Annotated in this window: 23 protein-coding genes and 1 riboswitch; of the genes, 17 read left to right on the top strand and 6 right to left on the bottom strand. The window is 74.2% G+C overall.

Features of this window, described 5'->3' with window-relative positions:
* The first annotated feature begins 7 nt into the window (after nt 1-7).
* From ACTWM8_RS23810 to ACTWM8_RS23775, 8 genes are all read left to right on the top strand, one after another.
* Nucleotides 8-367: a histidine triad nucleotide-binding protein gene (locus tag ACTWM8_RS23810; protein WP_446210967.1), complete on the top strand. Its 360-nt coding sequence runs from the start codon at nt 8-10 to the stop codon at nt 365-367.
* Nucleotides 364-1,737 carry a serine hydrolase domain-containing protein gene (locus tag ACTWM8_RS23805; protein ID WP_446210966.1) on the top strand — a complete coding sequence of 458 codons (1,374 nt, stop codon included), beginning with the start codon at nt 364-366 and terminating at the stop codon, nt 1,735-1,737. The genes ACTWM8_RS23810 and ACTWM8_RS23805 overlap by 4 nt, the downstream gene beginning before the upstream one ends.
* 205 nt (nt 1,738-1,942) lie before the next feature.
* On the top strand, nt 1,943-3,001 hold the full coding sequence (locus tag ACTWM8_RS23800) for a PhoH family protein (RefSeq protein WP_154942499.1): 1,059 nt from the start codon (nt 1,943-1,945) through the stop codon (nt 2,999-3,001).
* A 15-nt stretch (nt 3,002-3,016) separates the two neighbouring features.
* Nucleotides 3,017-3,490, top strand: a complete 474-nt coding sequence (gene ybeY / locus ACTWM8_RS23795) for an rRNA maturation RNase YbeY (protein WP_446210965.1) — start codon at nt 3,017-3,019, stop codon at nt 3,488-3,490.
* The gene (locus ACTWM8_RS23790) at nt 3,466-4,872 is read left to right on the top strand and encodes a hemolysin family protein (protein ID WP_172894588.1); all 1,407 of its coding nucleotides are present in this window, start codon (nt 3,466-3,468) and stop codon (nt 4,870-4,872) included. Before ybeY ends, ACTWM8_RS23790 begins: the two co-directional genes overlap by 25 nt.
* Nucleotides 4,865-5,251, top strand: coding sequence for a cytidine deaminase (locus ACTWM8_RS23785; RefSeq protein WP_088960793.1), 387 nt, complete (start codon nt 4,865-4,867; stop codon nt 5,249-5,251). Before ACTWM8_RS23790 ends, ACTWM8_RS23785 begins: the two co-directional genes overlap by 8 nt.
* Complete coding sequence (gene era, locus ACTWM8_RS23780) at nt 5,248-6,144, top strand: GTPase Era (RefSeq protein WP_446210964.1); 897 nt, start codon at nt 5,248-5,250, stop codon at nt 6,142-6,144. The genes ACTWM8_RS23785 and era overlap by 4 nt, the downstream gene beginning before the upstream one ends.
* 159 nt (nt 6,145-6,303) lie before the next feature.
* A complete protein-coding gene (locus ACTWM8_RS23775; protein ID WP_446210963.1) occupies nt 6,304-7,722 on the top strand; it encodes an acyltransferase family protein in 1,419 nt (472 codons plus the stop codon).
* Here the strand turns inward: ACTWM8_RS23775 and ACTWM8_RS23770 are convergent.
* Nucleotides 7,709-8,485 carry a DUF4097 family beta strand repeat-containing protein gene (locus tag ACTWM8_RS23770; protein ID WP_446210962.1) on the bottom strand — a complete coding sequence of 259 codons (777 nt, stop codon included), beginning with the start codon at nt 8,483-8,485 and terminating at the stop codon, nt 7,709-7,711. The genes ACTWM8_RS23775 and ACTWM8_RS23770 overlap by 14 nt on opposite strands.
* 102 nt (nt 8,486-8,587) lie before the next feature.
* Between ACTWM8_RS23770 and recO the strand changes: the two genes are divergently transcribed.
* The 5 genes from recO (at nt 8,588) to ACTWM8_RS23745 (ending at nt 11,717) form a co-directional block, all read left to right on the top strand.
* On the top strand, nt 8,588-9,463 hold the full coding sequence (gene recO, locus ACTWM8_RS23765; RefSeq protein ID WP_377610522.1) for a DNA repair protein RecO: 876 nt from the start codon (nt 8,588-8,590) through the stop codon (nt 9,461-9,463).
* Between the two features lie 32 nt (nt 9,464-9,495).
* On the top strand, nt 9,496-10,272 hold the full coding sequence (locus tag ACTWM8_RS23760; protein WP_210778233.1) for an isoprenyl transferase: 777 nt from the start codon (nt 9,496-9,498) through the stop codon (nt 10,270-10,272).
* An 80-nt stretch (nt 10,273-10,352) separates the two neighbouring features.
* Nucleotides 10,353-10,538: a hypothetical protein gene (locus tag ACTWM8_RS23755; RefSeq protein WP_088960799.1), complete on the top strand. Its 186-nt coding sequence runs from the start codon at nt 10,353-10,355 to the stop codon at nt 10,536-10,538.
* A 193-nt stretch (nt 10,539-10,731) separates the two neighbouring features.
* Nucleotides 10,732-10,953, top strand: a complete 222-nt coding sequence (locus ACTWM8_RS23750) for a thioredoxin reductase (protein WP_446210961.1) — start codon at nt 10,732-10,734, stop codon at nt 10,951-10,953.
* Complete coding sequence (locus tag ACTWM8_RS23745) at nt 10,950-11,717, top strand: pirin family protein (RefSeq protein ID WP_446210960.1); 768 nt, start codon at nt 10,950-10,952, stop codon at nt 11,715-11,717. Before ACTWM8_RS23750 ends, ACTWM8_RS23745 begins: the two co-directional genes overlap by 4 nt.
* A 50-nt stretch (nt 11,718-11,767) precedes the next feature.
* On the opposite strand, the gene gndA is transcribed toward ACTWM8_RS23745, so the two are convergent.
* Together gndA and ACTWM8_RS23735 are read right to left on the bottom strand one after the other, a co-directional pair.
* Nucleotides 11,768-13,210 (bottom strand): NADP-dependent phosphogluconate dehydrogenase, encoded by a 1,443-nt coding sequence (gene gndA / locus ACTWM8_RS23740; protein ID WP_446210959.1) that lies wholly within the window; start codon nt 13,208-13,210, stop codon nt 11,768-11,770.
* Between the two features lie 141 nt (nt 13,211-13,351).
* The gene (locus tag ACTWM8_RS23735; protein WP_154942508.1) at nt 13,352-13,648 is read right to left on the bottom strand and encodes an MTH1187 family thiamine-binding protein; all 297 of its coding nucleotides are present in this window, start codon (nt 13,646-13,648) and stop codon (nt 13,352-13,354) included.
* A 252-nt stretch (nt 13,649-13,900) separates the two neighbouring features.
* Here ACTWM8_RS23735 and ACTWM8_RS23730 point away from each other — a divergent pair, with 252 nt between their 5' ends.
* The gene (locus ACTWM8_RS23730) at nt 13,901-14,149 is read left to right on the top strand and encodes a hypothetical protein (RefSeq protein WP_446210958.1); all 249 of its coding nucleotides are present in this window, start codon (nt 13,901-13,903) and stop codon (nt 14,147-14,149) included.
* A gap of 487 nt (nt 14,150-14,636) precedes the next feature.
* On the opposite strand, the gene ACTWM8_RS23725 is transcribed toward ACTWM8_RS23730, so the two are convergent.
* The 3 genes from ACTWM8_RS23725 to ACTWM8_RS23715 form a co-directional block, all read right to left on the bottom strand.
* Entirely contained in the window at nt 14,637-15,437 is an 801-nt protein-coding gene (locus ACTWM8_RS23725; RefSeq protein ID WP_446210957.1) for an energy-coupling factor transporter transmembrane component T family protein, read from the bottom strand.
* Nucleotides 15,434-16,885, bottom strand: coding sequence for an ABC transporter ATP-binding protein (locus ACTWM8_RS23720; RefSeq protein WP_446210956.1), 1,452 nt, complete (start codon nt 16,883-16,885; stop codon nt 15,434-15,436). The genes ACTWM8_RS23725 and ACTWM8_RS23720 overlap by 4 nt, the downstream gene beginning before the upstream one ends.
* A gap of 113 nt (nt 16,886-16,998) precedes the next feature.
* Nucleotides 16,999-17,583 (bottom strand): ECF transporter S component, encoded by a 585-nt coding sequence (locus ACTWM8_RS23715; RefSeq protein WP_446210955.1) that lies wholly within the window; start codon nt 17,581-17,583, stop codon nt 16,999-17,001.
* Nucleotides 17,584-17,658: 75 nt separating this feature from the next.
* Nucleotides 17,659-17,764: riboswitch (TPP riboswitch) on the bottom strand.
* 84 nt (nt 17,765-17,848) lie between these two features.
* Here ACTWM8_RS23715 and ACTWM8_RS23710 point away from each other — a divergent pair.
* From ACTWM8_RS23710 to ACTWM8_RS23700, 3 genes are all read left to right on the top strand, one after another.
* Nucleotides 17,849-18,679 (top strand): alpha/beta fold hydrolase, encoded by an 831-nt coding sequence (locus ACTWM8_RS23710; RefSeq protein WP_446210954.1) that lies wholly within the window; start codon nt 17,849-17,851, stop codon nt 18,677-18,679.
* A 53-nt stretch (nt 18,680-18,732) separates the two neighbouring features.
* Complete coding sequence (locus ACTWM8_RS23705) at nt 18,733-19,482, top strand: SIS domain-containing protein (protein ID WP_334570237.1); 750 nt, start codon at nt 18,733-18,735, stop codon at nt 19,480-19,482.
* 150 nt (nt 19,483-19,632) lie between these two features.
* Nucleotides 19,633-20,136, top strand: a complete 504-nt coding sequence (locus ACTWM8_RS23700) for a DUF6328 family protein (protein WP_446210953.1) — start codon at nt 19,633-19,635, stop codon at nt 20,134-20,136.
* Nucleotides 20,137-20,215 lie beyond the last annotated feature (79 nt).

The following is a 20,215-nucleotide window of genomic DNA, read 5'->3' as shown; positions in this document are numbered from 1 at the left end:
TGCCCCGATGGGATCCGACTGCCTGTTCTGCCGCATCGCCGCCGGGGAGATCCCGGCCACCATCGTCCGGGAAACCGACACCACCCTCGCCTTCCGGGACCTCGCCCCGAAGGCGCCGGTGCACGTGCTGGTCATCCCGAAGGAGCACTACGCCGACGTGGCCACGCTGGGCCAGGGCGACCCGAAGCTCGCCGGCGACCTGCTCGCCACGGCGGCCGCGGTGGCGGAGGACGAGGGGCTGCTCGGGGACGGCTTCCGGCTGATGTTCAACACCGGCGCGTACGGCGGCCAGGAGCTCTTCCACGTGCACGCGCACCTGCTCGGCGGCGCGCCGCTCGGCCCGATGCTGGCCCGGAACGTCGCGTGACGGCTGGGCCCGACCGGCTGGCCCGGATGGTGCGCCGGGTGCAGGCGCAGGCCCGGGTGCCGGCCCTGGCGGCGGCCCTGCACCGCGCCGACCGGCCGCTGTGGACCTGCGAGGCCGGCGGCACCGGCACCGACGCCGACCTCGGCCCGGGCACCCGGTTCCGGATCGGCTCGGTGACCAAGACCTTCACCTCGGTGCTGGTGATGCAGTGCCGCGACGACGGCCTGCTCGACCTGGACGACCCGATCGGCCGTCACCTGGCGCTACCCGCGCACGGCGAGCTGACCGTACGCCGGCTGCTGTCGCACACCGCCGGCCTGCAACGCGAGCCGTACGGCGACGTCTGGGACACGCTGCGCGCCCCCGGCGCGGACGAGCTGGTCGCCGAGCTGGCCCGGGCCGAGCGGGTGCTGCCGACCGGGCGCCGCTACCACTACTCCAACCTGGGCATGGCACTGCTCGGTCGGCTGGTCGGCGAGCTGCGCGGCGGCTCCTGGGCCGAGGTGCTCACCGAACGGGTGCTGACCCCGCTGGGCCTGGCCGCCACCTCGGTCACGCCGGGGCCGGCGGCGGCCACCGGGTTCCTGGTCGACGCCTACTCCGACGAGGCACACCCGGAGCCGCCGACCGACTTCGGCGCGATCGCCCCGGCCGCCCAGCTCTGGAGCACCGCGACCGACATGGCCCGCTGGGCGGCCTTCCTGGCCGACCCGGTGGCGCTGGACCCGGCCGGCGCGGTTCTCGCCCCGGCCTCGCTGGACGAGATGCGCTGGCCGCTGACCACCACCGACGAGACGCTCTGGGCGGCCGGTTTCGGGCTCGGCCTGATCCTGGTGCCGTACCCGGACCGGGTGGTGCACGTGGGGCACGACGGCGCCATGCCGGGCTTCCTCGCCGCGGTCTACGGCCGGCGCGGCGGCGACGGCACGGCCGGCGCGATGGGCTGCGCGGTGCTCGGCTCCTCCGGCACCGCGGCGGAGGTCTTCGACCTGCCGCACCGGCTGCTGGCCGCGTCCGCCGAGCACGACCCGGCCGACGTCACGCCGTGGCGGCCGGGCGAACCCGCCCCCGGGCCGCTGCGCGGGATGCTGGGCCGCTGGTGGGGCGAGGGCTTCGAGTACGTCTTCAGCTGGCACGACGGGGCGCTGCGCGCCCGGGGCGCCGACGACCCGGCGGGGAAGCCCCCGGCGGTCTTCGCGCCGCTGCCGGACGCTCCGGACGTCTTCCGGACGGTCGCCGGTCGGGAGGTCGGCGAGCTGCTGCGGCTGACCCGGGACGAGCACGGCACGGTGGTCCGGATGCACTGGGCGACCTACCGCTTCACCCGCCGTCAGGAGGCCTTCGACCGGTACGACTTCCGCGCCGGCTGACCCGGCCCCCGCCCTGGGCGCGGGTGCGTGGTGTGGGTGCCGCCGGGAGGTATCGCCCGCCCTGCGCCCGCCCCGGGGGCGGCGGAAATGGACGCGGTGCCGCGGGTGTTGAGCGGATACGATGGGTGTAACGTCCGCACGCCGCGCCAGCAGGGCCGGCGGCCGAGATCGGAAGCAGGTGGCGCAGGGCCCGACGGCCCGATTTATGACCGGCACCCCACCTCCCGGCCCGCCCCGGGTGCAGACCAGGATCACGGTTCCCGATTCCAAGATCATGGTCAACCTGCTCGGCGCGGGTGACGAGATCCTGCGACTCGTCGAACGCTCGGTCGACAGTGACGTGCACGTGCGCGGCAACGAGATCACCATCACCGGTGCCCCCGCCGACAACGCCCTCGCCGAGCGCCTCTTCAGCGAGCTGCTCGAACTGATCGAGAAAGGCGAGACCCTGACCACTGATGCCGTCCGGCGTACCGTCGGCATGCTCGAGCAGGGCAGCGCGGAGCGGCCCGCCGAGGTCCTCACCCTCAACATCCTCTCCCGGCGCGGGCGCACCATCCGCCCCAAGACGCTCGGGCAGAAGCGCTACGTCGACGCGATCGACACCCACACCATCGTCTTCGGCATCGGCCCCGCCGGCACCGGAAAGACCTACCTCGCCATGGCGAAGGCCGTCCAGGCGCTCCAGGCGAAGCAGGTCAACCGGATCATCCTGACCCGGCCGGCGGTCGAGGCGGGGGAGCGGCTGGGCTTCCTGCCCGGCACCCTCAACGAGAAGATCGACCCGTACCTGCGGCCGCTCTACGACGCGCTGCACGACATGCTCGACCCGGAGTCCATCCCCAAGCTGATGGCCGCCGGCACGATCGAGGTCGCGCCGCTGGCGTACATGCGGGGCCGGACCCTCAACGACGCGTTCATCATCCTGGACGAGGCGCAGAACACCACGCCCGAGCAGATGAAGATGTTCCTCACCCGACTCGGCTTCAACTCCAAGATCGTCGTGACCGGTGACGTCACCCAGGTCGACCTCCCCGGCGGGACGACCAGCGGTCTGCGGGTGGTCCGGGAGATCCTGGAGAACGTCGAGGACGTGCACTTCGCCCAGCTCTCCAGCTCGGACGTGGTCCGGCACAAGCTGGTCGGCGAGATCGTCGACGCGTACGCCCGCTGGGACGCCGAGCGGGAGAACCAGCAGGCGCAGAGCGTGCACGCCGTGCCGGGGCGGACCGCCCAGGGCGGCCGGGCCGGCCGGCGCCGCTAACTCAGAGGAAGACAGTTGTCCATCGAGATCGCCAACGAGTCCGGTGTCGACGTCGACACCGACGCCGTGCTCGCCGTCGCCCGGCACGCCCTCGACGAGATGGGGGTCAACCCCCTCGCCGAGCTCTCCGTGCTGCTGGTCGACATCGAATACATGACCGAGCTGAACCACCGCTGGATGGGTGGGGACGGGCCGACCGACGTGCTCGCCTTCCCGATGGACGAGGGCAGCGTCGACCACGGTCCGGGGGAGAGCGCCCCGGCCGGCGGTGAGCCGGCCCTGCTCGGCGACATCGTGCTCTGCCCGGAGGTGGCGGCCAAGCAGGCCGTCACCGCCGGCCACACCACCGCCGACGAGCTGCACCTGCTCACCGTGCACGGCGTGCTGCACCTGCTCGGGTACGACCACGCCGAGCCGGAGGAGGAGCGGGAGATGTTCACGCTCCAGGCCCGACTGCTGGCCAGCTGGCGGTCGACCCGGACCCGGTGATGACCACCCAGGCGGCGGCCGCCGCCGGCCTACCCGACCTCCAGCTGATCTTCTTCGCGGCGGGGCTGGTGGTGCTCGCCGGTCTGATCGCGATGACCGAGGCGGCGCTCGCCGCCGTCTCCCCGGCCCGGGCCGCCGAGCTGGCCCGGGACGGGGCGCGCGGCGCGCGTACCCTCCAGGCCGTCGCCGGCGACGTGGTCCGCCACCTCAACCTGCTGCTGCTGCTCCGGCTACTGGCCGAGCTGACCGCCACCACGCTGGTCGCCCTCGTCGCGGTGGACACCTTCGGCGCGGGCTGGCGGGCGGCGCTGGTCACCGCCGGCGCGATGACCGTGGTCAGCTTCGTCGTGGTCGGCGTGGCGCCGCGCACCATCGGCCGGCAGCACGCGTACGCGGTGGGCCGGGCGGTGGCGCCGTTGGTCCGCTGGCTGGGCCGGGCGCTGAACCCGCTCGCCTCGCTGCTGATCCTGATCGGCAACGCGGTCACCCCGGGGCGCGGCTTCCGCGAGGGGCCGTTCGCCAGCCAGGTGGAGCTGCGCGAGCTGGTCGACCTGGCCGAGCAGCGCGGCGTGGTGGAGCACGGCGAGCGGCAGATGATCCACTCGGTCTTCGCGCTCGGCGACACCATCGCCCGCGAGGTGATGGTGCCCCGCACGGAGATGGTCTGGATAGAGGAGGGCAAGACGCTCTCCCAGGCGCTGGCGCTCTTCCTGCGCTCCGGCTTCTCCCGCATCCCGGTCATCGGCGAGAGCGTCGACGACGTGCTCGGCGTGCTCTACCTCAAGGACCTCATCCGGCGTACCCGGGGCGGCGACCTGCGGGCCCACCAGAGTCCGGTCTCCGAGCTGATGCGCCCGGCGACCTTCGTGCCCGAGTCCAAGCCGGTCGACGACCTGCTCTCGGAGATGCAGGCCGCCCGCAACCACCTGGTCATCGTCGTCGACGAGTACGGCGGCACCGGCGGCCTGGTGACGATCGAGGACATCCTGGAGGAGATCGTCGGTGAGATCACCGACGAGTACGATGTCGAACGCCCGCCGGTGGAACACCTGGAGGACGGTGCGGTGCGGGTCACCGCCCGGCTCCCCGTGGAGAACCTGGGCGAGCTGTTCGACACCGAGCTCCCCACCGACGAGGTGGAGACCGTCGGCGGCCTGCTGGCCCAGTCCCTGGGCCGGGTGCCGATCCCCGGCGCCCGCGCCGAGGTGGCCGGGCTGCGGCTGATCGCCGAGGGCACCACCGGGCGGCGCAACCGGATAGACACCGTGCTGGTCAGCCGGGTCGAACCGAGTGACGCGCCGGACGGGGCGGGGCGCGGCGAGCAGGCCGAGACCCGCAACAACCAGACCAGAACCGAGGAGAGGCAACCCGCCGATGCCTGAGTCACCCGCCGTACCGGCCGCCCGGCCCACCCCGTCCGACCCGGCCGAACTGAGCGCCGAGGACGGCAAGCTGGTCGTCCTGGCGCGGGGCGCCCGTGGCCGGGTCGCGGCCGTGGAGGGCGCGGCGGTGCGTGACCAGGACGGTCGGACGTACGCCGCGGCGAGCGTCTCGCTGCCCTCGCTGACCATCACCGCGCTCCAGCTCGCCGTCGCCTCCGCCGTGGCGGCGGGCGCGAGCCGGCTGGAGGCGGCCGTGGTGGTGACCGAGGCGTCGACGCTGGACGGGGCGGGGCACGCCGCCGTGCGCGACCTCTCCGCCGACGCGCCGATCCACGTCGCGGCGCCGGACGGCACGGTCCTCGGCACGGTGGTCGAGTGACCGGCACCGAGGAGCGTCCGTACCGGGCCGGGTTCGCCTGTTTCGTCGGGCGGCCCAACGCGGGCAAGTCGACGCTGACCAACGCGATCGTCGGTCAGAAGATCGCGATCACCTCCAACAAGCCGCAGACCACCCGGCACGTCATCCGGGCCGTGCTGCACCGCCCGGAGTCGCAGCTCGTGCTGGTGGACACCCCCGGCCTGCACCGCCCCCGGACGCTGCTCGGTGAGCGCCTCAACGACCTGGTCCGCTCGACCTGGAGCGAGGTCGACGTGATCGGCCTCTGCATCCCGGCGGACGAGCCGATCGGCCGGGGCGACCGGTTCATCACCGGTGAGCTGGCCGAGCTGAAGGCCACCGTGCTGGCCGTGGTGACCAAGACCGACCTGGTCGACAAGAAGCGCCTGGCCGAGCAGCTGCTGGCGGTCAGCCAGCTGGGCGAGTTCGCCGAGGTGGTGCCGGTCAGCGCGGTCTCCGGGCACCAGGTGGACACCCTGGTCGATGTGATGACCAAGTACCTGCCGCCGTCGCCGCAGCTCTACCCGGACGACATGCTCACCGACGACCCCGAGCAGGTGATGGTCGCGGAGCTGATCCGGGAGGCGGCGCTGGAGGGGGTCCGGGACGAGCTGCCGCACTCGATCGCGGTCGTCGTCGAGGAGATGGTCCCCGAGGGCCAGGTCATCAAGATCTTCGCCGACGTCTACGTCGAGCGGCCCAGCCAGAAGGCGATCGTGATCGGTCACAAGGCCAGCCGGCTGAAGGCGGTCGGCACGGCGGCCCGCAAGCAGATCGAGGAGCTGCTGGGCAGCCGGGTCTACCTGGACCTGCACGTACGGGTGGCCAAGGACTGGCAGCGGGACCCGAAGCAGCTGCGCAAGCTCGGCTTCTGACCGCACCGCGGGCGGTGACCGACGATGTCCGGTCGGTCACCGGTCCGGCGGCGGTATGGGAAGGTTCACGTCCGGCCGGGGGCGACGGCCGTTTGGCGGGGTGAAGTCGGAGGGTAGGGAGCGTTTCTGCTCCGCCGCCCCCGACATAGATGCAGGCTGATGCGCAACCGATACCTGGACCTGCTCCGCTTCCTGGCCATCATCCGGGTCGTGGTCTACCACGTCACCGGGTGGGCGTCGCTGACCCTCGTCTTCCCGGCGATGGCGGTGATGTTCGCCCTGGCCGGGTCGCTGATGGCCGCCTCGCTGGACCGCTCCGGTCCGGCCGCGCTGCTGCGCCGGTTGCGTCGCCTGCTGCCCTCGCTCTGGGTGGTCGCGGTCGTCCTCGTGCCCGCCATGCTGATGACCGGCCTGCCGCCGGGCCCGAAGGTGCTGCTCTGGCTCTTCCCGGTCGCCGACCCGCCGGCCAACTACTGGGGCGCGCTGGCGTTGAGCCCCATCTGGTACCTGCGCGACTACCTCTGGTTCCTGCTCGCCTCACCGGTCGCCCTGTGGCTGTTTCGCCGGGCGCCGGTCGCCACCCTGGCCCTGCCGTACGCGCTGCTGCTGGTGATCGAGCTGGGCCTGCTGCCCGCCGCGCCGGTCCCGCTGCGCGAGTTCGGCGTCTACTTCGGCGCCTGGCTGCTGGGCTTCGCCCACCACGACGGCCTGCTGCGCCGGCTCTCGAACCGGGTGCTGCTGCCGATCGCGCTGGCCCTGGCGGGCGCCGGAGCCGCCTGGATCGTCACCCATCCCGGGCCGCGCGGCTTCGACCTCAACGACATCGACCTGGGCAACGCGCTCTGGTCCGCGGCGTTCATCCTGGTCCTGCTGGGCCGGGCTCCGGCCACGGCGCACTGGATCGAGCGCAGCCCGCTGTTCAGCCGGGCGGTCACCGTGCTCAACCGCCGGGCGCTGACCGTCTACCTGTGGCACATGTCGTTCGTGGTGCTGCTCACCCCGCTGGTCGACGTGGTCGGCTGGTCGCACGAGGACCCGCTCGGCCTGGCCGTTCGGGTGGTGCTGGTCTTCGCCCTGGTCGGGGTGGTGACCCTGCTGGTCGGCTGGGTGGAGGACGTGGCCGCCCGGCGCCGGCCCGAGCTGGTGCCGGGCGGGCGGCGGCGTGCGCCGGCACCCCGGCCGGCCCACACCGTCGAGCCGACGGCCGGTGCCCTTCCGCCGCGAGCGGTCGGCCTCTGTCTCGGTGACGGCGACGACCGCCAGGAGCCCGCCGGGCCGGCGCGCCCGGCGCCGGTGGCCGCCCGCCGAGGCGTACCCGTGCCGCGCTCGGCGCCGGTGGCCGCCGACCGGGGCGTACCCGCCGTGCCGGTGAGCCCCGCGCCGGCCGGCCCCCGGACGCCGGCCCGCCCGGTCCGGACGCTCGGCGTGCCGGCCGGCCCGGCGGGTACGGCCGGACGGCCGGCCACCGGGCCCGGCGAAAAGCGGCGCGAGCGGTCGACGGTCGGCGCCGCCGGCCGGGCCGTGGTCCCCGCCCCCCGGGTGGCCGAACTGGCCACCGTCGAGATCAACGCTGGCTGACCCGCACGTTCCCGCTGCCGGTGCTCAGGTCGAGCACCAGCGACGCCCCCGGATCGTTCGGCACCCCCAGGTCGCTGTCGCCCGACCCGGTGCTGGACCGCACCCGGTACCGGCCGGCGGGCACCAGCACCTCCACGTCGCCGCTGGAGGCGTGCGCCCGCGCCGAGGCGGGCTCGTCCAGCTCGATCGTGACGTTGCCGGACTCCGCCTCGGCGTTCACCTGGCCCCGCAGCCGCAGCCCGGTGATGTCGCCCGACGAGGCGCGCAGCTCGACCGGGGCGGCCACGTCCTCCACCTCGATGTTCCCGGAGCCGGTCGTCGCGCGTACCGGGCCGGTGGCGCCGGCCACCCGGATGTTGCCCGAGCCGAGGGCCAGCTCCACCACACCGACCCGGGTCAGCTCGACGTCGCCGGAGCCGGTCTCGCCCCGCACCCGGACCCCCTCCGGGGCGGTCACCTCGTACGACACCGAGCAGCGGGGGCCGCACTCCGCGTCCAGCACCAGCTCGTCGCCCCGCACCTCGTACGTGGTGCGCGGCTGTTCGCCCTGGTAGCGCAGCACCCGCTTGATGCGTACCTCGGTGGCCGGCCCGGTGGCCCGGACCACCACGTCGCCCGCGCCCGGCCGTACGGTGACGGTGCTGATCCGCACCGCCTCGGTGTGGTCGAAGTCCAGCCGCCGGAAGGAGAGCGTGTCGCACCCGGCGGCGAGGATGACGGTGGCGGCCGCGCCCAGGGCGACGGCGGTGCGGGGAAGAGCCATGGTCAGCAACCTACGGCCGGCCCCGTCCGCCGCACATCGGGGACGCGACGCCGGTCCACCCCGAACCGACCCTGATTTCCCACCCCGAGGGAGAATGGCCCGATGCCCGGGTACCGCCGCCAGCTCTACCGCGACGACGCGGTGGTCCTGCGTGTGCAGAAGCTGGGCGAGTCCGACCGGATCATCACCCTGCTGACCCGCCGGCACGGCCGGCTGCGCGCCGTGGCCCGGGGCATCCGGCGCACCACCAGCAAGTTCGGCGCTCGGCTGGAGCCGTTCGGCCACGTCGACGTGCAGCTCGCCGGCGACCCGAAGGGCAACCTGGGCAGCTCGCTGCACACGGTCAGCCAGGTCGAGGGGATCGACCTCTACGGCAAGCGGTTCCTCGGCGACTACCCCCGCTACACCGCGGCCAGCGCGATCGCCGAGACCGCGGAGCGGCTCACTCCGGTCGAGCGGGAACCCTCGCTGCGGCTGTTCCAGCTCACCCTCGGCGCGCTGCGGGCGCTGGCCGACGGGAGCCACGCCACCACGCTGGTCCTCGACGCGTACCTGCTGCGCGGGATGGCGCTGGCGGGCTGGGCGCCGGCGCTGATCGCCTGCGCGGTCTGCGGCACGCCGGGGCGGCACCGGGCCTTCTCCGTGCCGGCCGGCGGCGCCGTCTGCCCGGACTGCCGGCCGCCGGGCGCGGCCCACCCCGCCCCGGCCACCATCGACCTGATGTCCGCGCTGACCAGTGGCGACTGGCGGGTCGCCGACGCCACCGAGACCGGCGTACGCCGGGAGTGCAGCGGCCTGGTCGCGGCGCACCTGCAGTGGCACCTGGAGCGCGCGCTACGCTCGCTGCCGCTGGTCGACCGGGGTGCCCCGGCGGCCGGCGCGGTCCCGTCACCCGGCGGTGGCGTGGCCGGTCCGGTTCCGTCGCCGCCCGGCGTCGGGGCCGGCGTGGACGGCGTGGACAGGGAGATGACCGAGTGATCCGATCGTTGAGGGCCGGCCGGCGCGCGCCGGTGCCGCCGACACCGCACCCGTCGGGCGCCCGGCCGCCGGCGCTGCCCGCCGAGGCGGTGCCGAAGCACGTCGCGGTGGTGATGGACGGCAACGGCCGGTGGGCCAAGGAGCGCGGCCTGCCCCGCACCAAGGGTCACGAGGCGGGGGAGTTCAGCCTCTTCGACACCATCGAGGGCGCGATCGAGCTGGGCATTCCCTACCTGTCGGCGTACGCGTTCTCCACCGAGAACTGGCGGCGCTCGCCGGACGAGGTGCGGTTCCTGATGGGCTTCAACCGGGACGTCATCCGCCGCCGCCGCGACCAGCTCGTCGACCTCGGCGTGCGGGTGGTCTGGTCGGGCCGGGCGGGGCGGCTGTGGAAGAGCGTCATCTCCGAGTTGCAGACCGCCGAGGAGATGTCCCGGGGCAACTCGACGCTGACCCTGCAGTTCTGCGTGAACTACGGCGGCCAGGCGGAGATCGCCGACGCCGCCGCCGCGATCGCCCGCGACGTGGCTGCCGGTCGGCTCGACCCGGCGAAGGTCAACGAGAAGACCGTGGCGAAGTACCTCTACCACCCGGAGATCCCGGAGGTGGACCTGTTCCTGCGTCCCTCGGGTGAGGAGCGGATCTCCAACTTCCTGCTCTGGCAGACGGCGTACGCGGAGCTGGTGTTCCTCGACACCCTCTGGCCGGACTTCGACCGCCGGCACCTCTGGTACGCCTGCGAGCTGTACGCGCAGCGGGACCGCCGGTTCGGGGGCGCGCTGCCCAACCCGGTCGCCCCGCAGGTGTAGACGTCGAGACGCTCGCGCTTATCCGAGCCTCGGGTGGGGTACCTCTTGGGGTAGCAGCCAAGACGCGGAGGTGAACCCACATGATTCAGAAGCGGATTGCCCAGTGGGCGGTCATGGCGGTCGCCGTGCCGCTGGCCGCGGCCGGTGCGCGCCGGCTCAGCCACACGCTGGAGGCCCGCCGGGGCCCGACCGGCGTGAGCCGACTGCTCAGCAAGGGCGCGGACATGCTGCGTCCGCAGAAGGCCAAGCGTCGCCGGTTCTGGTGACCGGCCAGCCTTTCGTTCACGACTGCGGGACTCCGCTGCGCTGCGTTCCTCGCGCTCACCAGCGACCCGCACCACGCCGTCGGCGCCGCTCCCTCGGGGGCGGCGCTGACGCGTTCCGGCCGGTCGGCGCGGCCCGCGCGCGTACGATCGGCGCAGGGCGCGCCGCCCGGGCGCGTCCGCCACGGGGGTGGGCATGGCGGATCTCCGGTACAAGATGATCATGGCGCTGAACGCCGCCGACCTGGGCAGCCCGATCTGCGAACAGGTGGCCGGGATCTGCGCCGAGATCGCCGAGCAGCACTGCGCCGAGCTGGGGCACGCCCCGAGCGTGCGCTCCGGCGAGATCGCCGAGCTGGCAACCGGTGAACCGGCGCTGACCTGGGCGCCGAACGAGACCGGGCAGCGGGCCTGGTGAGCGCGCTGGCGCCGAGCCCGGCGGTGGACGTCCGCCGGGCCGAGGACCGGTTCAAGACCCGACTGTCCTGGCTCGACTCGAAGCACTCGTTCTCGTTCTCCCGGCACTACGACCCGGCCAACACCCACCACGGCCTGCTGCTGGTCAACAACGACGACATCGTCCACCCGGGCACCGGGTTCGAGACCCACCCGCACGAGGACATGGAGATCGTGACCTGGGTGCTGCGCGGCTCCCTGGTGCACCAGGACTCCACCGGCCACAGCGGCGTCATCTATCCCGGGCTGGCCCAGCGGATGAGCGCCGGCACCGGCATCATGCACTCGGAGAAGAACGACTCCTGGCGGCTGGACGGCCGGGAGCCGCACGGCGACCCGGTCCACTTCGTGCAGATGTGGGTGGTGCCCGACACCGACGGCGTCGACCCCGGCTACGAGCAGCTGGAGATCGGTGACGAACTGCTGCGCGGCGGCCTGGTGCCGGTCGCCTCCGGCATGGACCGGTACGACGGCGCCTCGGCGATCCGAATCCGCAACCGGTACGCCACCCTGCACGCCGCCCGGCTCGCCCCCGGCGACGAGGTGACCCTGCCCGACGCGCCCTACCTGCACCTCTACGTTCCCAGCGGCGCGGTGACGCTGGAGGGCGCCGGCCGGCTCGGCGCGGGCGACGCCGCCCGCATCACGATGACCGGCGGCCACCGGGTCAGCGCCACCGAGGCCGCCGAGATTCTGGTCTGGGAGATGCACGCCACCCTCGCCTGAGCCCCCCGCCCGCGCCGCCCGCGCCGCAAACCGAGTCGATCAGTCCCGCCTCAGCCGGCCACCTCGGAGCGGTCGCCGGCCCAGAGGGTGTGGAACGAGCCCTCCCGGTCGACCCGGTGGTAGGTGTGCGCGCCGAAGTTGTCCCGCAGGCCCTGGATCAGCGCCGCCGGCAGCCGCTCCGCGCGCAGCGCGTCGAAGTAGGCCAGTGACGAGGAGAACGCCGGGGTGGGCACGCCGGCCCGGGCCGCATCGGCGACCACCCGCCGCCAGCTCGGCACCCCGGCGCCGACCGCCTCGGCGAAGTACGGCGCCACCAGCAGCGTCGGCAGGTCCGGCTGGGCGTCGTACGCCTCCCGGATGCGGTCGAGGAAGCGGGCCCGGATGATGCAGCCGCCCCGCCAGATGGTGGCGGTGCCCCCGAGGTCGATGTCCCAGTCGTACTCGCGGCTGCCGGCGCGGATGTGGTCGAAGCCCTGCGCGTACGCGACGATCTTGCTGGCCAGCAGCGCGCGCCGGACGTCCTCGACGAAGGTCTCCCGCTCCTCGACCTGCCACTTCTCGCCGGCGTCGGCGAAGGCCCGGCGGGCGGCGGCACGCTGGTCGGCGTGGCCGGAGAGCGACCGGGCGAAGGTCGCCTCGGCGATGCCGGTGATCGGGATGCCCAGGTCGAGCGCGCTCTGCACGGTCCACCGGCCGGTGCCCTTCTGCTCGGCCTGGTCGAGCACCACGTCGACGAAGGCCCGACCGGTCGCCGCGTCGGTGTGTGCCAGCACGTCGGCGGTGATCTCGATGAGGAAGGACTCCAGCTCGCCGGTGTTCCACTCCCGGAAGATGTCGGCGATCTCCGCCGGGCTCGCCGACAACCCCGCCCGCAGCAGGTCGTACGCCTCGGCGATGAGCTGCATGTCGGCGTACTCGATGCCGTTGTGCACCATCTTGACGAAGTGGCCGGCGCCGTCCGGGCCGATGTGCCGGCAGCACGGGGTACCGTCCACCTGGGCGGCGATCTTCTCGAAGATCGGCCCGAGCTTCGAGTACGACTCGGCGGAGCCGCCGGGCATGATGCTCGGGCCGCGCAGCGCGCCCTCCTCCCCGCCGGAGACCCCGGTGCCGACGAAGTGCAGGCCGTGTCCGCGCAGCGTCTCCTCCCGGCGGCGGGTGTCCGCGAAGTGCGCGTTGCCGCAGTCGACGACGATGTCGCCCTCCTCGAGCAGCGGGACCAGCTCGTCGATCACCGCGTCGGTGGGGCCGCCGGCCTTCACCATGACGATCACCGCGCGGGGTCGCTCCAGAGTGGCGACGAAGTCCGCGAGGGACTCGGACGCGACGAAGGTGCCCTCGCCGCCGTGCTCGGCGACGAGGCTGCGGGTGCGCTCGGGGGAGCGGTTGTGCAGGGCCACCGTGAAGCCGTTGCGGGCCAGGTTCCGGGCCAGGTTGCGGCCCATCACCGCCAGCCCCGTGACCCCGATCTGCGCCGTCGCCTGCTGAGCCATCCGTCCGCCACCTCTCGTCGGCCTGCCGTCCTGCGACCGTATCGCGGCCACCCGCCGCCGGGGTCCGGACATCGACGCTCGGTGAGCGGCGCGGTGCGGGCCGTCGCGGACGCCGGGCTCGCCAGCGGCGGCGCCGGGCGGTCAGCCCTCGGCCAGGCGGGCCTCGACATGGGCCACCTTGCCGGTGAGCGCGTTGGTGACGCCGGGCCGCACGTCGGCCTTGAGCACCACGCTGACCCGGGGTGCCTGTTCGGCCACCACGTCGACCGCCCGCTTGACCACCGCCATCACCTCGTCCCACTCACCCTCGACGGTGGTGAACATGGCGTCGGTGTGGTTGGGCAGGCCGGAGGCGCGGACCACCCGGACCGCCTCGGCGACCAGGTCGCCGACGGACTCGCCGACGCCCAGCGGGGTAATCGAGAACGCGATCAGCATGCCGCCGATGGTGCCAGTAAATCGGCTGCGGCCGCCGCCATCGGCGGGTTAGCCTGTCGGCATGTGTATCTGACGCCTCACCTTCAGCCAGTCGGGCCCGCCGCCGTCGTCGGGGGTCCGGCCGCGCCGGGCGTCCGCATCCCCACCTTGTCTCGTACGGGTGGTGTCTCCATGGTCGGGTCGCCCGGGCCGTTCCCTGCCCGCCGACCGCCCGCCTCGCGGCGCGGTCCCCGCATCCGAAGGAGGCAGCGTATGCCCGCCAAGCGCAGTCCGAAGAAGTCCCGCCCGTCGGCGCCGTCCAAGGTGGCGGTGAGCCCGCCGGATCTCGACGCGCTCACCGTGGCGCCCGCCGCCCCGGTCACCCTGCCGGAGGAGACGGGCTCCGCGCCCGCCGCCGCCCGACCCGCCCCGGCGACCCCGCCGTGGACCGGCCCGTCGGTGCGCGGCGGCTCCACCGCCGCCCGTGGCCAGACCCGCCGGTACGCGTTCCGCCGCAGCTGATCGGCGCTGCTGGTACGGATGCCGGTCGGTCGCGTACCTGATCCGGCGGCCGGTGGCGCACGTGAGCGCCGGGAGCGCGCTCCCGGCGCGGCGATCCGTCCTCTGCTGCACCGGGACCGGGTCCGGAGCGGCCCGGTGGGCCGGTTCGGCGTGTCGCGGCGCGGAGGTATGACCGCGACGAGCGTGATACCTCTGAGGTATCAAGATGCCTCAGAGGTATCACGCTCACCGGACACCTTCCCGCCACCAGTGGCCGGCCGGGAGGGGTCGCCGGCGCCGCACGGCTGGACCCGACCACCGGGCCGCCGGTCTGGACCCGGCCACCGGGCCGCCGGTCTGGACCCGGCCACCGGGCCTCCGGTCCGGACCCGGCCACCGGGCCTCCGGTCCGGACCCGACCACCGGGCCTCCGGTCCGGACCCGACCACCGGGCCTCCGGTCCGGACCCGACCACCGGGCCGCCCGGTCCGGCCCCGGTCGCCTCGGGTCAGCCGATCAGCGGGCGGAAGGTGCCGAGCGCGACGCTGACCGCGATCGCCGCAGCGCCCAGCACGGCCGCTCCGGCGACGAGCAGCCCGTCGGCCACGCCGAACCGCTGCCGGCGGGCGAAGGTGCGCGGGGTGCCGGCGTCGAAGCCCCGGGCGTCCATCGCCACCGCCAGCCGGGTGCCCCGCCGGATCGCCCCGACCAGCAGGGCGAACGCGGTCGACACGAACAGCCGTAGCTTCGCCACCGGGTTGCGCCCGGCGTCCACGCCGCGCGCCCGGCGGGCCATCTCGATCATCTGCCACTCCTGGCCGAGCAGCGGGACCAGCCGGAACGCGGCCAGCGTCCCGATGGCGAAGCGGGCCGGCGCCTTCGCGTTCTGCACCAGCGCGTCGGCCAGGTCGGTCGGGTCGGTGGTGGCGAAGACGATCACGCCCGGCAGGGCCACCGCGAACATCCGCAGCGCCAGCCCGAGCGCGGTCAGCAGCACGCCCGAGGTGACCAGCAGCGGCCCGGCGTCCAGCAGCACCCGGCCGGACCGGTCGGCGGCGAAGAGCACCAGCGTGACCACGATGCCGGCCGCGCCGGCCAGCAGCGGCAGGGCCCGCCGGGCCAGCACCCGGTACCGGATCCCGAACAGCGGCAGCACGGCCAGCTCCACGGCGATCGCGATGGCCGGGGCGACCGGGTCCAGGGTGGCGACCAGGACGGCCGAGAAGACCAACGCGGCGGCCAGCTTCGCCACCGGGTTGCGCCGGGCCAGCGGCGCGCCGGGCGCCGCGACCGGTTCCAGGCTGATCACGGGCGCCGCCCGGAGTCGCCGCCGGCCGGGTCGGGCCGCCGGTGCAGGGTGACGGTGCGGTCGGCGAGCGCGGCGACGAAGTCCGCGTCGTGGGTGACGGTGACGACGCCGTGCCCGGCGTCGCGCAGCTCGGCGAAGAGGTCGAGCAGCTCCCGCCAGGTGCGCCGGTCCTGGCCGAAGGTCGGTTCGTCGCAGATCAGCAGGCGGGGCGCGGTGGCCAGCGCGGTCGCCACGCTCAGCCGCCGCGCCTCCCCGCCGGAGAGGGTGTACGGGTTCGCCCCGGCCAGCCGGGTCAGCCGCAGGCGGTCCAGCAGGGCGTCCACGGTGGCGCGTACCGCCGGCTCGGACTGGCCGGTCCGGCGGGGGCCGAGCGCCAGCTCGTCGAAGACCGTGGCGGTGACGAACTGGTGCTCCGGGTCCTGGAAGACCGAGCCGATCCGCCGGGCCAGCGCGGGCGCCCGCCAGCGGTGCGGGGGAGTACGGTCGTCCGCCCCGGCCAGCGCTGCCGTGGCGGTGACCCGGCCGACGCCGGGGCGGAGCAGCCCGCCGAGGAGCAGGGCCAGGGTGGACTTGCCGACGCCGTTGGGCCCGAGCACGGCGAGCGCCTCGCCGGCGCGTACCCGCAGGTCGGTGGGGGCCAGCCGGGGCGGCAGGCCGAGCCGCTCGGCGGTGAGCAACTCCTCGCCGGGCGGCGTGGTGGCGTGCCGGGGCGGGATGGTCCGGCCCGGCACCCAGACGCCCTCGGCGGCCAGTGCCTCGCCGTGCGCGGCGAAGACCGCCTCCGGCGGGCCGTCCGCGCGGACGCCGCCGCCCGGCTCCAGCACCACCACCCGGTCGACCAGCGGCAGGGCCTCGGCGACCCGGTGTTCGACCAGGATCAGGGTGGTGTCGGCGGACAGCGCGCCGGCGACCGCCCGGCGGACCAGGTCCGCGCCGGCCGGGTCGAGGTTGGCGGTCGGCTCGTCGAGCAGCAGCAGGCCGGGGCGCAGGGCGAGCGCGCCGGCCAGGGCCAGGCGCTGCTGCTCGCCGCCGGAGAGCGCCGCGGTGGGCCGGTCCCGGTGGTACGGGAAACCGACCCGGCGCAACGCCTCGTCCACCCGCGGCCAGATCTCCCCGGCCGGCACCCCCCGGTTCTCCAGCCCGAACGCGACGTCGTCGCCGCTGCGGGCCATCACGAGCTGGGTCTCCGGGTCCTGGAAGACGATGCCGACCCGTTCCCGGTCCTTGCGCGGGTCGAGCCCGTCGATCTCGACGGTGCCCTCCTGCTCGCCGGAGTCCTCGGGCAGCAGCCCGGCCAGCGCCGCCAGCAGGGTGCTCTTGCCCGCCCCGGACGGCCCGAGCAGCAGGACCCGTTCCCCGGCCTCGATCCGCAGGTCCACCCCGCGCACGGCCCACGCCTTCCGCCCGGCGTGCCGCCACCCGAACCCACGCATCTCCACCGCGCCCACCTGACCCCCTCCCTACCCAGGCCCGCCCGGCTCCCGGCCGGTGATCAAGAGGTTTGCGTCACGACGGTGGCTCCCGTTGACGCAAACCTCTTGATCAACGAAGCGGGGGGCGGTCAGATGGCGGCGCGCTCGCGGCCGGCGGGGAACCGGTCGAGGACGCCGGTGCGGGCGAGGGCCCGGGTGAGGGCCATGCCGCCGAGGCCGGCGACCACCAGGGAGCTGGCGGCGGTGATCAGGATGTAGGGGAGGCGGAAGCTGCCCCAGGCGGTGTCCGGGTACCAGACGAAGACGTCGTAGATCGCCGCCGCCAGGCCGGCCAGCGTGGCGGCCAGCAGGGCGATGGGCAGCCGGAAGACGCGGTACCCGAAGGCCGCGAAGGCGAGTTCCGCCGCGGCGGCCTCCAGCGGACCCTGGATGACCAACGTCCAGCCCCAGCTGCTGCCCAGCGCCACCGAGACCAGCGCGGCGACGGTGAGCGTGAAGAACGCGGCGCCCGGCTTGCGGATGATCAGACCGCCGAGGACGGCGGGGACCAGCCAGACGCCGTAGATGGCCGCCCGGCCGGGCAGCGGGATCGCGTCGGCGGGGCCGTTCCAGAGCAGGCCCCAGGCCCAGAAGATGATGCCGAAGGCCACCCCGAGCACCGCCGCGATGACGATGTCGATGGTGCGCCACCGGTTGCTGTCGGTGTTGGTCATGTGTGCTCCCAGTCCAAATGATCGAACCAGGAGAAGACGCACGCCGCGCCCGGTGTGGGACCGGACGGCGGCGCGGCTGGAGGTCGACCGAACTCCCTGCGCTGGCATTACCCAGATCAGGTTCGAGGGTCTGCGGGCGGTGCCCGCACTCTCAGCGCTGTGCGCTCCCCTGTCGGATGTGAAGTTGTCTCGTCGACGCTAACAGCTCCGACCCCGCCACGGTCGGCCCGGGTGGACGACCGCCGGGCTGGGTAGGCTGCCGATCATGCGGGTCGAGGCGCGAGGGCTGACGTTCGAGGTACGCACCGGCGGCCCGGAGGGCGGCGAACCCGTCCTCCTGCTGCACGGCTTCCCGCAGCACGGCGGCGAGTGGGACGACGTGGTGCCGGCGCTGCACGCCGCCGGCCTGCGCACGTACGCGCCGGACCAGCGGGGCTACTCGCCGGCCGCCCGCCCGACCGAGGTGGCCGCCTACCGGCTGCCGGAGCTGGTCGCGGACGCGGTGGCGCTGCTCGACGCGCTGGGTGTCCAGGCGGCCCACGTGGTGGGGCACGACTGGGGCGCCATCGTCGCCTGGGGCCTCGCCGCGGGTCATCCCGAGCGGGTCCGCACCCTGACCGCCGTCTCCGTGCCGCATCCGGCTGCGATGGCGCACGCGCTGGCGAACGACCCGCGGCAGAAGGCGCGCTCGTCGTACATGCTGCTGTTCCGCCAGCCGGGCAAGGCCGAGAAGGTGCTGCTGGCCATGCAGGCGACCGCCCTGCGCCGGCTGCTCTCCGGGGTGGGCGCCGCTCGGCAGGTGGCCCGGTACGCCGAGCCGATGCGGGAGCCGGGCGCGCTGACCGGGGCGCTGAACTGGTACCGGGCCATGTCCCGGGCCGACCTGGCGCGGACCGGGCCGGTCGCGGTGCCCACCACCTTCGTCTGGAGCGATGGGGACGTCGCGATCGGCCGGACCGCCGCCGAGGCCTGCGCCGCCCAGGTGACCGGGCCGTACCGGTTCGTCGCGCTCCCCGGCGTCACCCACTGGATTCCCGACGAGGCGCCGGCCCCGCTGGCCGAGGCGATCCTGGCCCGGGTACGCGGCCTGGACTGAGCCCGCCGCGGGCCGACCCGACGAACAGGACCGACGAGCGGACGGAGGAACGCATGACGGTGAGCGCCGAGGCATACCTGGCGGTGGTGACCGAGACGATCGGCCGGGTGGCCGCGAGCCAGCGGGAGGCGGTGGGTCGGGCGGCCGACCTGATCGCCGAGGCGCTGCGCGCCGACGGGGTGGTGCACGCCTTCGGCACCGGCCACTCCGAGGCGCTGGCGATGGAGATCGCCGGCCGGGCCGGCGGGCTGGTGCCGACCAACCGGATCGCGCTGCGCGACCTGGTGCTGCTGGGCGGCGAGCCGGCGAGCATCCTCGGGCCGCACCTGGAGCGCGATCCGGCCGTGGCGCACCGGCTCTACGAGCTGGCCCCGGTCCGCCCGTCGGACATCTTCGTGCTGGCCTCCAACTCCGGCGTCAACGGCGCGATGGTGGAGTTCGCGTCGCTGGTCGTCGAGCGCGGGCACCGGCTGGTGGCGATCACCTCGGCGCAGCACTCGGGCCGGATGGCCTCGCGGCACCCGTCCGGGCGCAAGCTCGCCGACTTCGCCGACGTGGTGCTGGACAACGGCGCCCCGTACGGTGACGCGACCCTGCCGCTGCCCGACGGCGGCGCGGTCGGCGCGGTCTCCTCGATCACCGCGGCCCTGCTGGCCCAGCAGATCGTGGCCGAGACGGTGACCCGGCTGATCGCGGCGGGGGAGCGGCCCCCGGTCTACCTGTCGGCGAACATCACCGGCGGCGACGAGCACAACGCCGCGCTGGAGGCCCGGTACGCCGGCCGTATCCGCCGAGGGGCGTGAGCGCGAGGAGTGAGCCGGGTTTGCGAGCCCCGCAGTCGCAAACGAGGGGAGGCATCGTGAGCCGGTTTCGCGCTGCTTTGGTAGGGGCATTGGCGTTGCTGCCGGCGGGGTGAGCCCTGTCGGCAGTACCGTCTCTTCCGGAGGTAGCGCGTGTCGAAGGAATCCGAGAAGCAGCGCTGGCAGCGCAACTTCGCCGACCTGCTCCAGGAGTTGCGCGTCGCGCAGACCGGCGTGCAGATCCTCTTCGCCTTTCTGCTGACCCTGCCGTTCAGCAACGGCTTCACCCGGACCAGCGGCTTCCAGAAGGACGTCTACATCGTCTCGCTGCTGTCGGCGGCGGCCGCCACCGCGATGATCATCTCGCCGGTCGCCTTCCATCGCGCGCTGTTCCGCCAAGGGCGCAAGCCGGAGCTGGTGCGCTTCGCCCACCGGATGGCCAGCGCCGGCCTCGCCTTCATGCTGATCTCGATGGTCAGCGCGGTGCTGCTGATCACTGACTTCGTGCTGCACCGCGGCGTGGCCCTGGTGCTGAGCGCGCTCACCGCGCTGTGGTTCCTGACCTTCTGGGTCTTCCTGCCGATCGCCCGGCGCAACTGGGGTGAGGACGTCGAAGACGACGACGATGACGAGCCGCAGGTGCTGACCGGCGACTGACCCGGTCACCGGGCCGGGAAATCGACGTGCGCGCAACGCTACCCCTGGGTAACACCCGGGGGTAGCGTTGCTTTTGTCG

The sequence above is a fragment of the Micromonospora sp. IBSANI012 genome (assembly GCF_052814045.1).
Note: the sequence above shows the minus strand (reverse complement) of the source record. Positions and strands in the feature narration are given on the sequence as shown.

Excerpts from the sequence above, each read along its gene's own strand:
- ACTWM8_RS23810 (WP_446210967.1), top strand. The coding sequence starts at position 8 with ATGGGATCCGACTGCCTGTTCTGCCGCATCGCCGCCGGGGAGATCCCG.
- ACTWM8_RS23800 (WP_154942499.1), top strand. The coding sequence starts at position 1,943 with ATGACCGGCACCCCACCTCCCGGCCCGCCCCGGGTGCAGACCAGGATC.
- ACTWM8_RS23785 (WP_088960793.1), top strand. The coding sequence starts at position 4,865 with ATGCCTGAGTCACCCGCCGTACCGGCCGCCCGGCCCACCCCGTCCGAC.
- ACTWM8_RS23775 (WP_446210963.1), top strand. The coding sequence starts at position 6,304 with ATGCGCAACCGATACCTGGACCTGCTCCGCTTCCTGGCCATCATCCGG.
- ACTWM8_RS23770 (WP_446210962.1), bottom strand. The coding sequence starts at position 8,485 with ATGGCTCTTCCCCGCACCGCCGTCGCCCTGGGCGCGGCCGCCACCGTC.
- recO (WP_377610522.1), top strand. The coding sequence starts at position 8,588 with ATGCCCGGGTACCGCCGCCAGCTCTACCGCGACGACGCGGTGGTCCTG.
- ACTWM8_RS23755 (WP_088960799.1), top strand. The coding sequence starts at position 10,353 with ATGATTCAGAAGCGGATTGCCCAGTGGGCGGTCATGGCGGTCGCCGTG.
- ACTWM8_RS23750 (WP_446210961.1), top strand. The coding sequence starts at position 10,732 with ATGGCGGATCTCCGGTACAAGATGATCATGGCGCTGAACGCCGCCGAC.
- gndA (WP_446210959.1), bottom strand. The coding sequence starts at position 13,210 with ATGGCTCAGCAGGCGACGGCGCAGATCGGGGTCACGGGGCTGGCGGTG.
- ACTWM8_RS23735 (WP_154942508.1), bottom strand. The coding sequence starts at position 13,648 with ATGCTGATCGCGTTCTCGATTACCCCGCTGGGCGTCGGCGAGTCCGTC.
- ACTWM8_RS23730 (WP_446210958.1), top strand. The coding sequence starts at position 13,901 with ATGCCCGCCAAGCGCAGTCCGAAGAAGTCCCGCCCGTCGGCGCCGTCC.
- ACTWM8_RS23715 (WP_446210955.1), bottom strand. The coding sequence starts at position 17,583 with ATGACCAACACCGACAGCAACCGGTGGCGCACCATCGACATCGTCATC.
- ACTWM8_RS23710 (WP_446210954.1), top strand. The coding sequence starts at position 17,849 with ATGCGGGTCGAGGCGCGAGGGCTGACGTTCGAGGTACGCACCGGCGGC.
- ACTWM8_RS23705 (WP_334570237.1), top strand. The coding sequence starts at position 18,733 with ATGACGGTGAGCGCCGAGGCATACCTGGCGGTGGTGACCGAGACGATC.